Raw genomic sequence first — 16876 nt, forward strand, 5'->3', positions numbered from 1 at the left:
CCTCCTTATTAAAATTATGTTTCTTACGCATCTGGAAATGAACAACAAATCCAAATAGACTAGCATACAAACCTATGTACTTTTAAATGACTTACTCAAAATAAAATATAAAAAAGCTCCAATGCTAAAAGTTCCAAAGAAACTAACAACAATTCCTATTGGAAGATATGGATATCTTATCTCTATTTTCGTAGTTCCCTTATTAACCATCAGCAAATTCTGTTCATTTGCTATTTCCCTGTCTGCATTAAAATTATCCTGATATGCAATAGTAGTATTTAAATTATCTAAAGGGGATGAAACAATTATCTTATTCTTTTCATATTGCACCTCTATAGGTATTATTTCTCTATTAGGAAGTATCTCTTCCCTAGTTCCAAAAACATCTCTTAACAGTCCTACAATATTCTGATCCTTTGTTTCTATGGAATGATATAGAAAATTAAAGCCCATAAAAACAAGATTATTATTATCTCCTGTTCCTATTACTCCTAATGTTTCATTACTTAACTTACTGTATGCCTCTATATGAGGCACATTCTCTAAATATACTGTGTTCCATTTAGAAAATTCAGCACCAAAACTTGCACTTTGAATAAATTTATTGTTATAAATTATATCTGGATACCTTCCACTAAAGGATACTTCTTGAGCTGTTACACCTAGAAAAGTCATTCTATTAGTAGTTGAATTTACAGGTATCTTATTCATATCAATATAAACCTTTATTCCTTGTTCAGTTAGTTTTCTAACCAAACTTTCAGCCTTAGCTTGATTTTTATACTTAAAACCAGAAAGATATATCATCTTATATTTTTTCAAACTTTCAAAATTATACTCATCTAAATTATCATTATCTGCTTCCTTAAAACTTGGAAATAAAAATGAAATCTGCCTTGCTGAATTCCCTATGGCTAAACCTTCATATTCTGTTATTACTCCAAAAGTTTTAGGTGTTTGCTTATTGTATACAAAGGAATATTTACCATCCTGCACTAAATTAAAGCCTAATAAATTTGCTGATTTATTGATTTTCTTTAACTCTTCTTCTGGATCTTGAAATAGCTCTTTTCTAATTATTACTGTATCACTGCCCATTTCTATGGATCTATCAAACAAATAGTTATAATAGCCCTTCTCTAAAGCTGTGTTTAACATTACTATATTCCTTGAAGTAGAAGCTCCTTGCCAAGCCCATCCGTAAACATATTTAGTCCTTGGTTCTCTAGAAGTTATTTCATAAGAAGGAAAAGAACCTGATTGGCTTAAATCCATTAAAGATAACCTCTGATTAGTTATACTCTTTGCATAAGAAAAAGAATACTCATCAGCTATCTTTTTCTGTCTTTCATAAGTATTAGCCATTTTTTCACTTATTGGGTATTGAACAAGTCTTAAAGAAGGAATTATATCTGCAACAAGCATTACAATAAAGAATGTCATGAAAATCTTCCTACATCTCTTCCACTCTAACAAAGCTAAAAAGAACACTGCATAAGCTATAGGAGTGAATCTTGACATCCAAAGCAATTGATTCAAGGGCAGCTTTGATAATAAAGGATAAGCAAATGTAGTGGTTCCCACAAATATAATCAATGCACTAAGGAAACCTGCTATGCTTTTTCTATTTGATAATAAAAGTCCCAATATAGATATTAATAATACAGATAGTCCATAGTAGTAGGTTTCAATTCCTCCCTGCAGCCTTAATGTTGGGTTTAAAGAAATACTTGCCTTAGCACTCATAGACCTCATAACTTCGGAGGTTGAGGAAGATTCCATTCCCATTAAGCCTCCCTTTAATGCAGGATATAACCAAATACCAACCATTGCAAAACATAACAGCATACTCACTATCAAAAAAGCAGACTCCTTATATGATTTATTTATAGTACAGTAAATGATTACAAATATAAAGCTAGCAATTCCAATCATTGCTGCAATCATTACATGACATAAGATAATATTGCTCATTATTATAATAATAAAGAATATACTTCTCTTATTTTTGTATTCAATAAAACTCCAAATAAAATAAAACAAACATGGCAAAAGCATTGTTATTACCATACGTGGAAAATTGCCTTCAGAAAAAAATACTCTCATGTTATCTGGCAACAAAAACCACAAAGTACCAAGTGTTATACACAAAGACATTCTTTTATTATGTATTCCAAAAAGCAGCCAACCTGAAGCACCAATAAAAAAAGATAGTCCTACAAACACTATATAAGCATTCACAGGATCTCCACCAACTAAAAATTGTAATGCAGCTAATATGTAATATGGAACTGGTGCCCAATATCTAAATGGTTGTATACCGTTATACCACAAGTTTGTATACAATGGATAATAATCTCCATTTTTTATGCTTTCATATAAGAAATTAGCTTTAAAAATATGGCCATAAATATCACTGCCTTTTGGATATAGGCCTGATCTTTTTATATAAATCATGATTCCGTAAGAGCACGCTAAAAAATATATACAAGCTATTAACACTTTCATATAAGTGTATATTTTTTCTTTGTTCTTTACATTTCTTTCACTAGTATGAGAATCAATTTCTAGATTAACAGATGTTTCAGTATTCTCTACATAATTTTGATTTATTACAAAAACATCATTGTCGCCTTCCTTTGATAAATTATACTTAGGTATATTTTTATCTTTCTTCATCTGCATTTTATATGAATTTATGAATTTATTTTCAGTGAGGACATCCTCTATAATCAACATATTTGCTTCACCATTAAGCAATCCTAATACTGAAGTATCTGAAACAGAAAATATTCTTGTTGGAGTTTCACTAATATCTAACTTTAATAAGCTAAAATCATTTACCACTAATATCTGCTTAATTTTTTCATAAAATTCATTTCCAATATTCTCTATAGTAGGCTCAATGATATTAAATGGCTCAATATCATTCAAGTACATGCCCTTATACATACTTAAGTATTGATGAACCTTTTTCTCTAATTCTTCATACCCAATAAATTCACTTGTTTCCTGCTTCATCAATAATGCTATCTCTAAAGTATGAGAATGAGGTTTTGTAGTTTCAGTTGACGAATTTATGCTATGTGATACATTTATTCTAAATTTGTACTTATATGCACTCACTGACACCCAAACTCATTCCTCCTTAGCTTATAGGCTATTTACTGCCTATTTATCAAATAATCCCCCACCATTTCCACTCTTTCTTCCTTTTGCTGCTTTACCTATGCTTTTAGCTGGTCTTTGATTATTTTTTGAATTCCCAGCCTTCTTCTTTTCTTCTATTAGTTTTTTCATCATTTCAATATTTTTATTCATTTAAAATCATCCTCTCTTCAATTATCAAAAAAACCGACCAAACTAATATTACTCAATCGGTCGGTTATCAATATAATTTTACTTTTAATATGCCTTATACATCTAGAAATAAACTACCATATAACTTATGTTCTGTCACATACTTTAACTAATTACTAAATCTAGTTTTATAATACTTATTATTCACTAAACTAGTAACTCCATAATTATAAAAAGATAAAAACTCTCCATCATACTTAGTTTGCTTCCCTGTTTCAACTTCAGTAACTACCTTACTATTGCTATTATTAACAAAAATACTCCCTTTACTACTAATATATATATCTTTAGTTGCCACAGCACTACTTAATGTTATAGGAGTTCTTTTTCTTTCATTCTTAGGTATGGAAAAACTAAAAATTGTATCAATCTTATTATCTGATTGCAACTCTCCAAAGTATGCCACACCATCATCATCTACACCCAACACTGTAGTCTTTCTTTTAGCATTTAAATAAATTCTACTTCTTGGTTGAGTTGTATATATATATCCATTAAGATTTTGATATACTAATCTATCTTGTGTAGGAAGAACAAAGAAATCACTCAATGTACTTATTTTTATTGATTGCTCTGTAACCTTAGTTTGATTTATATCTGTTCTATAAGCAGTATTATCAACTCTAACATAAATAACTCCTGTAATTGTTGAAGTTCTTATATCATAATCCTTGTGTTTTGATGAATAATAACAAATATCAATAATCTTTTGTTTTGTATTCTTCTCAGGCTCATAATTATATAAAGCAACTTTGCTGCCTTCCCTTGTCAAAAACAGCATTAAATTTCTATCATTTACCCATGTTGTTCTTAATAAACTTCCAGTATCTAATCCTTCAATTTTTTGAGTACTGCCATTGCTTGTGTTTGCAATATTTATAGACGTACCATCATTATACATTATAAACTTGCCATCATAAGATACCTTAACATTTTTAGATTCACTAGGTATCTCCATATGAACCTCTGGTTTTGAAGACATATCTGAAACATTAACTTGCTTCATATCTACATCAGTATTATCTTTAAAATAAAATTTATCAAGAAATAAAAGTATACTTCCTTGAAATACAATTGATATTAGCATCCAAGCTAATATATGTTTTCCTTTTAAATTGTAACCACAAACTTTCATTATTTCTCCTTTTAACTATTTAACTATAATCGATGATGCTATATATCTTTCCCCTAATGCATTAGACACCTTATTTATAACTTGTCCATTTAGATACATGGTTGCTGATTTACCACCATCTAGGTTAAGTGCTGTAACACATTTCCCTTTGGTTAACATAAGAGTTTGTAATTCAGTCATCGTTGCTCCTGGACCTTCTACTAAGTCTCTTCCATCTATAACCATCAGTACTACTGAGCCATCAGCACGTTGTCCAATTGCAGTTCTTGGTGCAATACCTCCTGCCCCATATCCTCCACTTAAATTGGTAGGTTTTCCTTCCCTAACAAGGGTAGGTGCAAAAGTTACTGCTTCCCTAACATTTAGTTCCTTTAATTGATTGATGGAATAACTTCCTGCATACATCTTTCCTTGATTATCAAAAGCAACACAATCTGTCTTTTTATTGTTAGAACTTAAATCATTAAACTTAACTACTCCATTACTAATTATTATTCCTGTAGGAGTACCTCCGTTACCTGTGTAAGTTGAGTTACTCGAACTGTCCACAAAAGCCCCACCATTTATTGCAGCTACTGCATTATTTTTCATTGCCATTTGAGAAGTAGTTTCTCCTTTTTTATACATGCTGTCTGTATATGCAATTTTAACTCTTTGAGGATCTTTAATAACTAACATACGCCCTTTGTATTTGCTATTCTCAAATTCAAAAAGTTCTATACTATTATCATGCTTACCATTTATAACTACAGTGGAAGCATTGTTCTCCACACCATCTAAATTACTATTTCCTTCATTGGAGCTTAGTATTTTTTCTATTCTCTCTTTTGATAGAAATAATGTAGCCAAATATTGATGTCTACCTGAAGTCATAGCTGATCCAACATATATTCTTTTAGCATTTTCAAAAGGCCCATAAAGAAGTACAAATGGAGCTGTTATTAAAGTAAAAAAAAGCTCAAATACAATAAATACCGCTATTAAACCTTTCTTATTTTTTTTACGCTTTTTCAACTTTTTTAACCTATTTGAATTTACACTCAATTTATATCCTCCTCTTCGTGATATTACATTTGTAAAAATAAATACATTTCATTATATAACATATGAAAATAATAATAAACCCATTTTACACATTTTAACAAAACGTATTTATTCCTTCTCACAACTAACGTATATTTTCTTGCAAAATATCAATAAACTCTTTAACAATATATGGATCAAACTGTGTCCCTGAACATTCATTCAATTCTTTAAAGGCATATTCTAAATTAAAAGCCTCCTTATAAGCTCTCTTATTAGTCATTACATCAAAAGAATCTACTACATTTATTATTCTTGATAATAACGGAATCTCTTCTCCCTTAAGACCATTTGGATATCCAGTACCATCATATCTCTCATGATGAGCTAGTATTTCGTTTGCGATGTGTGAAAAATCAGAGCTTGATTTTGCAATTCTATATCCAATTTGAGTATGTGTTTTCATTATAGCCCATTCCTCCACTGTAAGCTTGCCTGGCTTCATAAGAATATTTTCTGGTATTCCTACTTTACCTATATCATGAAGTAATGACAATAATTTTAATTCATCTAACTTTTCTTGATTTAATCCTAGCTTCTCTCCTAGTTGAATACTTAATTCCTTTATCCTAACAGTATGTTCTTCTGTCTCGCTATGCTTCTCATGGAGAGTATTTAGTAAAGATTCTATAGTTGCACTTCTAGTACTCTCTTCTTCTGTAAGCTTATTACGATACATTCTCAAATCTGCTAATCCCATTACTAATTCAGTCTCGCTAATTTCCTCTGTCTTACTTGCATATCCTATAGCCATACTAACTTTGTACTTGTATCCAAACAAGCTATCACATTTTATTTTTATCTTGTCTTGCAGATTTTTTACATATTCCTCATCTTTATCTTCTATTAAAATAATAAATTCATCCCCACCCAAGCGAGATATTATATCATCTTGTTCACAACTTTCTGTTAATATGTTAGCAATTGTACACAGCAAATGATCTCCTTCCTTATGACCGAAGGTATCATTAACAACTTTTAATCCATTAACATCACACATAACAATATAGTACTGGGATTTAGGACTTGAGTCTAAAGCTTGAAATTGTTTCTCCATATAGGACCTGTTCCTTAATCCAGTAAGCTTATCTGAATAGCTTAAAAATAACGTTTCCTCTTCATATTTTTTTCTATCTGTTATATTTACCAAAGTACTTATAATTCTTAATGGCTTTCCGTTTTCATCCTTTCCTACAATCTTTCCTCTATGTAAAACCCATGTTATATTTCCTAACTGATCTATCATTCTGTATTCTGCATTAAAATACTCAGAGTTTCCATTAATAATATTATGATAATGTTCTCTTAAACGCTCTGCACATTCTAAATGCACTCTAGATACATATTCCCTCTCTGAAACATAATTCTTTTCACTATTAAATCCAATTAATTGTTTTAATTCATTACTTATATACACCCTATCTTCTTTAACTGAATAATCCAAAACTCCATCATTAGTAGCCTCCATAAGCATCATAAATCTTTCATTTTGTTCTCTCATTCCTTTATAAGCTAAATTAAGCTCTTTTAACATTCTATTAGTTAATGCTGCAAACATTGCATATTCATCTTTTCCGGGTAAGGAAATCGTTCTTGTAATATCCTTACTTACTATAATCTCTTCGATAAAATCATTAAGTTTTTTTAATCTTTTTAAGCTATACTTGTTTAAAACTATAAAATCTATAGCTATGATAGCTATGAGTAAAATTATAAAATGTATGTTAAAAAGAATAAAATATTCATTTACTGCTTTCTTATCTCCAAAATTAATTAATTTTACAGCAATGACATCATCTCCATTAATGTTCTTTAGCACTTTTACAGCTTCTATAGATTCTTTATCTTGTTTATATCTTATATTTTCAACTAACTTATCATAACTCGATATATTAAATTTACTTGCTTCTTCAATATCAGCTTCTACATTAACCAACCTTTTCAAGATATTGAATGTGCTTATGTCTAAATGTTTTATAATAATTAAAAAACCATTACTAATGTTTTGATTATCTGATGGCGTTACAGTTGATATTCCAACAACATACAAATTACCATTTTGCACCATTAGACCTACTCTATTCTTTTTTATGTTTTCAATATGTACACTATTAATTATATCTTTAGATATCTTTTTCTCTTTATCCTCTTTTGCATATACTATCTTTCCACTTTTGTTTATAAAAATCATTGCTTGCAAATCCAAGTTTTTTAATGTGTCATCCTGTAAATTTGAAGCAATATACTTTTTATCACTGTTCGTTATAAATTCATATGTATCTGTCCATTTAGCCCAATCTTCAACAGTTCTAGTTACACTATTCTGTTCTTTAGTAATAACATCACTTACTGCATCAAAACTTTTCTTTGTTTCTTCAAGCTTTCTATTATTTACATATCCAGAATAAGAATGTTCAAAAATAATATCTGTAACTCCTATAAGCGGAATTACACTTAATACAGTTATAACAATTGCCTTATATTTTATTTTTATAATTTTCACCTCCAAGACTTACCTTTAAAAATAATGATTTTATTTATATGATTTCTTCATTAAGTTTCTATTTAGACATCTAAAAATAAGTAGAGATTCCAAATAGATTAATATATAAACTATTTACTTCCAGATGCCTCTTCATAAAATCAGAAAAAAAAAGAACTAAAAAATTAGTCTTCATTTCATATAGTCATACTTAATGAATAATATTCGACATATTCTCTCATTTTCCTTCACTTTCGTTTATCTTTTAACTATATAATGATTACATATGCATATCTTATATATATATCGTTAATTTATTTATAAAATTCAAGATATTTTGCAAAAAAAGATTGATTACTTATCCATAATCAATCTTTCTTAAACCTAACACTTATTAACCTATAAATAATTTTACTCTTTCACCCTATATACCAGATAAATTCCATAACACACAAATATCAATGCTATAAAAATCTTTATATCAAATATATTTTCTCCAAGAAATAACGCTGATAATACAGATCCAAATACAGGTATCATAAAATTGAAAATAGATATTAATCCAACTTTATTATACTTTAACAATTGAGTCCATATTGCAAAAGAAATTGAAGATAATAACGCCATGTAAATTAAAAGTACTGTGGATTTTACTGAAAATCCATGCATGCTTCCACCCAATAAAAATCCTAAAACAGTTAAAAAAATACCTCCAATAAATAATTGTAACCCTGTAACTGTAGATGCATCCTTCTTTTGAGTAATAGTCTTGCCATATATAGCGGAGACTGCAAATAGAAATGCTGAAATCATTATGAAACCTTCACCATTAAATGTGAACTTGCCTCCTAATGATTGTCCATTTAAATTAACTATAATTACACCTAAAAAACCTATAATACAACCTATAACTTTATTAGTATTAAGTTTATCATTTTTATAAATAAAATGTGCTAGCAATATACTGAAGAAAGTTCCTGTTCCATTAATTATTGAGCCTCTCACACCTGTTGTGTAAGATAATCCTATATAAAAAAATATATACTGTAGTGTAGTTTGCATTGTTCCTAATAATGTAATTTGACCAAAATCTTTTATTGAAAAATTCAATATACTCTTCCCTGTTACCAACTGCATTAGAAGAACGAATATCCCTGCTAATGCAAATCTATACCCTGCAAAAACTAACTTACTTCCTATGTCATTACTTGCTATTTTAAATAATGAATACCCTATTTTTATGGCTGGATAAGCACTTCCCCATAAGGCACAGCACAATATCGCTAATACCACAATATTTTTTCTTTTAGTATAAAATTTAATTTTGTCCATATAATACGTATTTTCCTTTCTTGAATATCTAATAATAATTTTTATAGTGTTTAAATCTACACAATAAATTATAGCCTATACACAAATATAAATCTTGTAAAATATTTTTCTCATTAAATTACTAATATTTATAAAATTTTAGTTGTATGCAATTTAATTTAATGTTACAATAGATAAAAGTAATTATTAATTAATAATAAATATTATATACTTATACCTAATTATCTCAAATAAAAATTTATAAGATGGCATCGGAAAATAAACTAGCATATAAACCTATTTACTTTCAGATGCCTAAGGAGGGAACCAAAATGAATGAAGTCATTAAAACATTAACAAATCATAGATCTATTCGTAATTATAAATCTACACCCGTGTCAAAAGAAGATTTATCATTAATCATCAAAGCGAGTCAAGCAGCCCCTTCTTCTATACATGGGCAACAAGTTACAATCATAAGCGTAGAAGATAAAGAAAAAAAGAAAAAGCTTTCTGAGCTAGTAGGAAATCAAACTTACGTAGATCAAGCTCCATTATTTCTTATATTCTGTGCAGATTTTTATAGAGCAAAAATTGCAGCTGATATTGTAGGAGAAGATATGGTTCTTGCAGAAAGTGAAGAAGGAAAATTAGTAGGTGCTGTTGATGTAGGTCTTGCAATGGGAAATGCAATTGCTGCTGCAGAATCTTTAGGCTTAGGAATAGTTCCTATCGGTGGAATTAGAAAGGATGCTGAAGCAGTAGCAGAACTTTTAGAACTTCCTAAGTATGTATTTCCTATGGTTGGCTTAGTTGTCGGTCATCCTGAAGACATTTCTAATTTAAAACCTCGTTTTCCTGAAGAAGTTATACATCACAAAGAAAAATATAATACAGATCTAAAATCTGAAATAGAAGAGTATGATCAAGTACTAAAAAATCATATGATAAATGTAACTAATGGAGTGTATGATCAAACTTGGAGTGAAACTATAGGTGGAACATATAAGAGTGTTTATTATCCAAAAGTAAAGCAGGCCTTAGAAAAACAAGGTTTTACAGGTACAAAATAAGCATATAATTGTATTTAAAATATGCATAATTAAGCTCCAATTGATAAAATCAATTGGAGCTTAATATATGCATTATTATTTTTTATATTTAGTCTTTACTACTTACTTACAGTAATAGTCTTAATTTGCTCTATGAAAGTATTATCATTTCCTATAGCTGTTACTTTTATTTTATGTGTTCCATTTGAAAGCGTACTTATTGGCATGATATACTCAAAACCACTATTACTATTTTTATAATTAGGAAATACATTACATACATCTTTTCTACTCTTTCCTACTGTTACTTTTGTTTCTCCTAAATTTATTGCGTCTGCAATATCTTGTCCATCAATGTTTATTACTATATTTTTTACTCCGGATGAATTAAGTGCCCATCCTCTTATATCAATATTATCATTTAATACTTGTCCATTAACTGGAGAATCTACATTTATTCTAGGTGGGTTTTGAGAAATATTTACCATCTTACTTTGAGTAGTTACAGCACCATCATTCCCTATAACCCTTACTTGAACAGTATGTTGTCCTTCTTTTAAATCACTAGCATTCATACTGTAAATAAAACCGCTCTTATCGGAACTTGAATAGTTAGAATAGACTTTCTTCACATCTGCTCTAGCTAATCCAGTTGTTGCGTTACCTACTTCTTGTCCATCAACTAATACTTGTATTTTATTTATTCCTGATTCATTTAATGCCCATCCTCCTACATCTATCTTATTTGTATTTGTAAATGTTTGATTATTGATAGGTGTATCCAAATTCATTCTAGCTGGATAATGAGACATATTTACTGTTTTAGTTTGACTTATTGCTATGCTATCATTTCCTATAACTCTTACTTCAATTGTATGCTTTCCGTCTTTTAAATTACTAGCATCTAAACTATAGATAAAACCACTCTTATCAGCATTTGAATAGTTAGGATATGCTTTCTTCACATCTCCTCTAGGTAAGCCAATTGTTGCATTACCTACTTCTTGTCCATCAACTAGCACTTGTATTTTATTTATTCCTGATTCATTTAATGCCCATCCTCCAACATCTATCTTATTTGTATTTGTAAATGTTTGATTATTGATAGGTGCATCCAAATTCATTCTAGATGGATGTTGAGAAATATTTACTGTCTTACTTTGTTTTATTACAACACCATCATTACCTATAACGCTTGCTTCAATTGTATGCTTTCCGTCTTTTAAATTACTAGCATCTAAACTGTAAATAAAACCACTCTTATCAGCATTAGGATAGTTAGGGTAATCTTTCTTCACATCTTCTCTACTTAAACCAGTTGTTGCATTTCCTACTTCTTGTCCATCAACTAATATTTGTACTTTACTTATTCCTGATTGATTTAATGCCCAACCTTTTATGTCTACCTTATTAGTAAATGTTTGATTCTCAGAAGGCAACTCTAAATCCATCTTAGCTTCTAACTTCTTTTTTACTATTACTGTTCTATGATAATTTAATTCTACTCCATCATTTCCTATTGCACCTACTCCTATTGAATGAGTGCCATCAGACATGGAATTTATATTTATTTTACATTCATATCCACAATTAGCTACATTCTTATATTGTGGATATTGTTTTGCTATATCTGGTCTTGCTACATTCACATTTAAGGATGTGTAATATTTACCATCCATGTATATTTTTAATTCATTTATGCCTGATTGATTTACTGCCCAACCACTTATCATAAAATCACTATCTACATTTTGATTATCACTTGGAGAATCTATAACTAATCTAGCTGGTGGTGCATCTTTATTTATTATGTTTAATGTTGCATTAGAAACTTTTTCAGCATATTTTCTATTAGCAATATCTTGAGAACTTTGAGGCCATGGTAATTCTACTAATGTAGATTTTGTAGTGCCTCCTTTTAATGTTTTTGCCCAATCTGTAACTGAACCTTGTTGAAAATGATCATTGTGTCCAAAACCAAATTGATCATCAAAATACTTTCCTATTTCTGAATTTCCTAAAGTACCATTTTCCCATCCATGCATATCTATTACTACATCAGGATTTTTCCCTTTAATAAAATCATATAAACTTTTAGCTTCTGGTACTGACAAACTTCTTCCACCTGTATTATTTCTACCAGTAGTATAGTCTGTATAATCAACAGGGAATGATCTATTTATATCAACCCTATCACTTATAGTACATCTTCCCGGTCCATTATTAGTAAATCCATCACAAAGTCCATCTGGATTTACACTTCTTACAATGTATGCTGTCCATCCATTTAATCCACCATTATTATTGGAATAACTAGCCAAATCATTAATTACTCTGTCTGCTATTTTTACAAGTTCTTCTCCATCTCTTCTCCATGCATCCTCGAATCCATGAACTTCAAATGTCATTATAATTGTTTTAGGACCATTTCCTATTTTATAAGCTCCTAAACTTCTTCCTCTTCCACTTGTGCCATACTTCTCATAAGTCACACCATTAACAGATAAGTTAGGTATATTTAATGTACCTAATGCTGTTGGTGAATCTTTTACATATCCTCTTTTAAGACCTGAGTCTGTTTCATACTCTATATATGAAAACCCATTTTCACTAGTTAGTATTCTTACGCCCTCATTATCATCTACACTTCCAACTTTAGAATAATTATAATCAGGACCTGCATAAACAGTTTGTCCACTTCCTACATATCCTGGATTAGGTCCATATGACATATTAGGCACAACTGGAGACCCTGATATGTAGGATACTGGAACAAATCCCCTCTTACGTACATTATTTGATGGATTTCCTACATAGTACTCAATAAAAAACCATCCGCAATCAAATCCTAATACTTTAACATTTTCATGCCAATCAACACTTCCTACTTTTACATAGGCACTTGAATCAGGTCCTGAATATACTGTTGTTCCATCTGTAGTTTGAGCAGAAATATACATACTTCCACTTTTTGCAAAAGCAATCATTGAATCTATACCCATAGTACAGAAAAACATAATTAAAATTAATATTGTTGTAATCTTTTTAGTAACATAACTTATTTTCTTCATGATATCCCCTTATTCCTATTCTTAGTAGCTGCATATATAAAATCAACATACTAATCATTTTTTGTCATGTTTTTATTTAACTTTATCCCCCCTTTCCTAAACTAACCAATTTAACCTCTTTAAAGTTCACAATATCTACACTCCTAACTAAATCTTCTATATAATATTCATATATTTACTTGCTTATCATTGATAAGTAATTTTTAAATTTCTTAATACCTTCTGTTACTTTTAATGCTTTAAAATATGCCTTACTTATTTCCAAATGCATATATCACTGGCATCTTAAAGTAAAATCCATCACCCTTATTAAATTTATTAAGTCCTTTAAAAACATCCATTTTGAACTTATTAAATTGTTCCTTTCCTAACTCTTCTATACAATCAAATATACCTCTAACTGCATTAGTGCACATATGCTGCCACCATTCTTCCTTACTCTTATACATAACATAATTACTTTCTTCATAAACTCTAATATCTTTGAAATCGAACTGTTCTAATATATTTTGGATATCCTTTATAGTTTCAAACTTTGGCGCATTCGATTTTCCTGTATTATTGTTGCAGGGTAAATAGGAGTTTATGATTTCTGTTAACCACTTTTGATCTTCTTGTACTCCCCACACGCTAAAGGCAGCTTGTCCACCATTCTTTAGTATTCGTTTTACCCCATTTAACTTTTCTTCACCAAATAACAGAATTCCAATAGCAAATCCACAAATTATATTATCAAAGCTGTTCTCTTCAAACTCTAAACTTTGTGCATTCATCCTTCTTACTTCAGCATTTTTAATGCCCTTTAGCAATATATCCTTTTGAGTTGCTTTTACCATTTCTTCTGAATAATCTATTCCAACAATTAAACCATTTTCACCAATCTTATCTACTGCAGGGAACAATGAAGCACCCCTTCCCATACCTATGTCTAATACTTTTGCGCCATTATTTATATTTGAAAGTTCAACTAGTCTGCCTCCAAATTCATTCCAATACCTTGGACCAACTTCTCCAAAATTATGAGCTACCTTGTCCCATATGTTCTTAATTTGTTTAGTTTTATTCATGCTTTGTTACCCCTTAGCCTATTCATCTAGATTCTTTTCAAAGCAAATTGCCTCAGCTCTATTTTCATACTTACCATAGTTAGGGATACGATGATATCCTCTATTCTCATAAAATATCACTGCTCGTTTATTTATTAGTCTTGTTTCAAGCCAAAGAGTAGAATACCCCATCTTTTTTGCCTGTGTCTCTAAATAATTTAAAACTTCAGTTCCTACATTTCTCCCTTTTACTCTAGCAAACACTCGCTTAACTTCAGCAATGTCTTCACTAATTGGTCGTATAGCTCCACATCCAATGGGTTCATCAGCCCCACTATATGCTACAACAAATAAAGAACGCGGAACATATACATCATTTTCATTAAACGAACTCTTGCCGCTATTACCTGTTATTGATTCCAATTCCTCTGATAATTCATTTAATAATAAAGTAGTCTCTGAAGCGTTTGGATGCGTTTCTACAATTCGCATATATACACACCTTCTTTCATTTTATTTTTTGAGACAATACCACTTCATCAAATAGAACTTCAAATCCTACACTTTTTGCTATACTTAAAGATGGATTGTTACTTTTATCCACCAAATAAACTGGTAAAATGCCATTGTCCACACACCATTGTGCAGCTGCAGCTGTAACTGATTTTCCATAACCTTTTCCTGAATGCTCTTCAGATGTCCAGACATGAATATTTCCTCCATTAAAATTAATATCAGATATAACTGCTTGAGATATTATTATTTCATCTTCTATTATGACAAATACCCTTCCTTGGTCTATTTGCTCTTTTCTTAAATTCCACTTATGTTCCTTAATAGAAGCATCACTTATAGATGCTATTGTATTGAAATATACATCTTTATGACCAGATTTTAATTGTATAACCCTTGCTGTATTAATTTGTTTATATTTATCTGAAACTAAGCCCATTCTATACATATTTCTTACATTAAAATCATCTAATTCACTGCTAAACATATTTGTTAACAACTCAACGTCTCTTAATTCTCTATTTTTAATATTATACTCACTGAAAACCTTATCAAAATGTGGAGCTATTGAAACAACTGCTATTCCATTAAAACTTGATACAATTACTAAATGGTAATAATAGAAGCAGATAGGCTTATTTCTTTGATCAGATTCAAAAATAAAACTTCCTTTGTTGAGTAATTCAGTATTTATATTTAAATAGTTACAATAATACTTTGAATAGTCCATAACTCTCCCTCATGCACATTTGATCTTTTACTTATTTAGTAAACTCAACTTTTTTCAATATGCTGTTCAAATCTAGCAGAATTTATAAAGCAATCTATAAACTTAACCTATACTTCTCTAATTAGTATGATTTACCACCTTGTATTATTGTAATTATATCATAATGCTAGAAATTTCTACATAATATTTTAAAAAATAAACTTACTTTTTTGTATAGAATTATATTATAAAGCAAAAAAAATGCTAATCTTAATTGATTAGCATTTCTAAATTTCATATATTTATTTAGTTTAAATATTATTTTATAACTTCAAAATAATATTTTTATCTGTGTTAATTTGTTGAACCTGTATTTTTATCTTCTGCTGTAGTAGCTGGGAAGTTACGAATTACAAAAATCTCAACTCTTCTATTTTTAGCTCTTCCCTCTTCAGTAGCGTTATCATACTTAGGTTGATATTCTCCATACGCTTGTGTTGATATCTTATTTGGATTCATTCCTGCATTAACCATAAAGTTCAAAACATTTACTGCACGCATAGCACTTAAATCCCAGTTTGAACGAAACTTAGCATTACTTATAGGTATATTGTCTGTATGTCCTGCTATTCGTACATTGTTGTTTAAATTTAAAAGCATCTTAGAAACATCATTAAGCATTGGTGTCACACCATTAACTATAGTTGCATCACCAGAATTAAAAAGTACTGTGGATTGTATTGATATCTCTAATCCTTCTTTATCAAGCTGAACATTAACCTTATCTGAATAACCTTTATCCTGAATCTCTTTTTCAAGTTGTTTCTTTACACTTTCCATCTTATCTGTTTCAATTTGTGCATTTGACATTTTTGATGAAGAACCTGCATTTTCATTAGAAACTATTGCATTTCCACTCTGAGTTGTTACTCCACTGCCACCAGCAAAAATAGTTTGAAAAGACTTACTTACTTGTTCAAGTTTTGCTTTATCAGTTTGTCCCATAGCAAACATAACTATAAACAATGCTAATAATAATGTTAGAAGGTCTGAGTAAGGAAGAAGCCATGCTTCATCTACATGCTCGTCATGATGTTTTTTTTTCTTGCCCATG

General features: G+C 29.8%; 12 protein-coding genes. 1 reads left to right on the forward strand and 11 read right to left on the reverse strand.

Going from position 1 to position 16876, the window contains the following annotated elements; translation table 11 throughout:
- Positions 1-72: 72 nt before the first annotated feature.
- The 6 genes from OCU47_RS15940 to OCU47_RS15965 all read right to left on the reverse strand — a co-directional run bounded on the left by OCU47_RS15940 (position 73) and on the right by OCU47_RS15965 (position 9392).
- Positions 73-3132, reverse strand: a complete 3060-nt coding sequence (locus OCU47_RS15940; protein WP_261829598.1) for a 6-pyruvoyl-tetrahydropterin synthase-related protein — start codon at positions 3130-3132, stop codon at positions 73-75.
- 39 nt (positions 3133-3171) lie between these two features.
- The gene (locus OCU47_RS15945) at positions 3172-3321 is read right to left on the reverse strand and encodes a hypothetical protein (protein WP_261829599.1); all 150 of its coding nucleotides are present in this window, start codon (positions 3319-3321) and stop codon (positions 3172-3174) included.
- A gap of 148 nt (positions 3322-3469) precedes the next feature.
- Positions 3470-4495 (reverse strand): hypothetical protein, encoded by a 1026-nt coding sequence (locus OCU47_RS15950; RefSeq protein ID WP_261829600.1) that lies wholly within the window; start codon positions 4493-4495, stop codon positions 3470-3472.
- Between the two features lie 15 nt (positions 4496-4510).
- Positions 4511-5539 carry a phosphodiester glycosidase family protein gene (locus OCU47_RS15955; protein ID WP_261829601.1) on the reverse strand — a complete coding sequence of 343 codons (1029 nt, stop codon included), beginning with the start codon at positions 5537-5539 and terminating at the stop codon, positions 4511-4513.
- Between the two features lie 124 nt (positions 5540-5663).
- Entirely contained in the window at positions 5664-8081 is a 2418-nt protein-coding gene (locus OCU47_RS15960; protein ID WP_261829602.1) for an HD domain-containing phosphohydrolase, read from the reverse strand.
- A 390-nt stretch (positions 8082-8471) separates the two neighbouring features.
- Complete coding sequence (locus tag OCU47_RS15965; protein ID WP_261829603.1) at positions 8472-9392, reverse strand: DMT family transporter; 921 nt, start codon at positions 9390-9392, stop codon at positions 8472-8474.
- Between the two features lie 311 nt (positions 9393-9703).
- Between OCU47_RS15965 and OCU47_RS15970 the strand changes: the two genes are divergently transcribed.
- Entirely contained in the window at positions 9704-10444 is a 741-nt protein-coding gene (locus OCU47_RS15970; protein ID WP_261829604.1) for an NADPH-dependent oxidoreductase, read from the forward strand.
- 98 nt (positions 10445-10542) lie between these two features.
- Here the strand turns inward: OCU47_RS15970 and OCU47_RS15975 are convergent, their stop codons facing one another.
- The 5 genes from OCU47_RS15975 to OCU47_RS15995 all read right to left on the reverse strand — a co-directional run bounded on the left by OCU47_RS15975 (position 10543) and on the right by OCU47_RS15995 (position 16875).
- Entirely contained in the window at positions 10543-13494 is a 2952-nt protein-coding gene (locus OCU47_RS15975) for an Ig-like domain-containing protein (RefSeq protein WP_261829605.1), read from the reverse strand.
- Positions 13495-13745: 251 nt separating this feature from the next.
- On the reverse strand, positions 13746-14561 hold the full coding sequence (locus OCU47_RS15980; RefSeq protein ID WP_261829606.1) for a class I SAM-dependent methyltransferase: 816 nt from the start codon (positions 14559-14561) through the stop codon (positions 13746-13748).
- An 18-nt stretch (positions 14562-14579) separates the two neighbouring features.
- Positions 14580-15032, reverse strand: a complete 453-nt coding sequence (locus OCU47_RS15985; protein ID WP_261829607.1) for a GNAT family N-acetyltransferase — start codon at positions 15030-15032, stop codon at positions 14580-14582.
- Positions 15033-15048: 16 nt separating this feature from the next.
- On the reverse strand, positions 15049-15783 hold the full coding sequence (locus tag OCU47_RS15990) for a GNAT family N-acetyltransferase (RefSeq protein WP_261829608.1): 735 nt from the start codon (positions 15781-15783) through the stop codon (positions 15049-15051).
- Positions 15784-16116: 333 nt separating this feature from the next.
- Positions 16117-16875, reverse strand: coding sequence for a flagellar motor protein MotB (locus OCU47_RS15995; RefSeq protein WP_261829609.1), 759 nt, complete (start codon positions 16873-16875; stop codon positions 16117-16119).
- Position 16876: the final 1 nt, after the last annotated feature.

The sequence above is a fragment of the Clostridium sp. TW13 genome (genome assembly GCF_024345225.1).
Taxonomy (GTDB): Bacteria; Bacillota; Clostridia; order Clostridiales; family Clostridiaceae; genus Inconstantimicrobium; species Inconstantimicrobium mannanitabidum.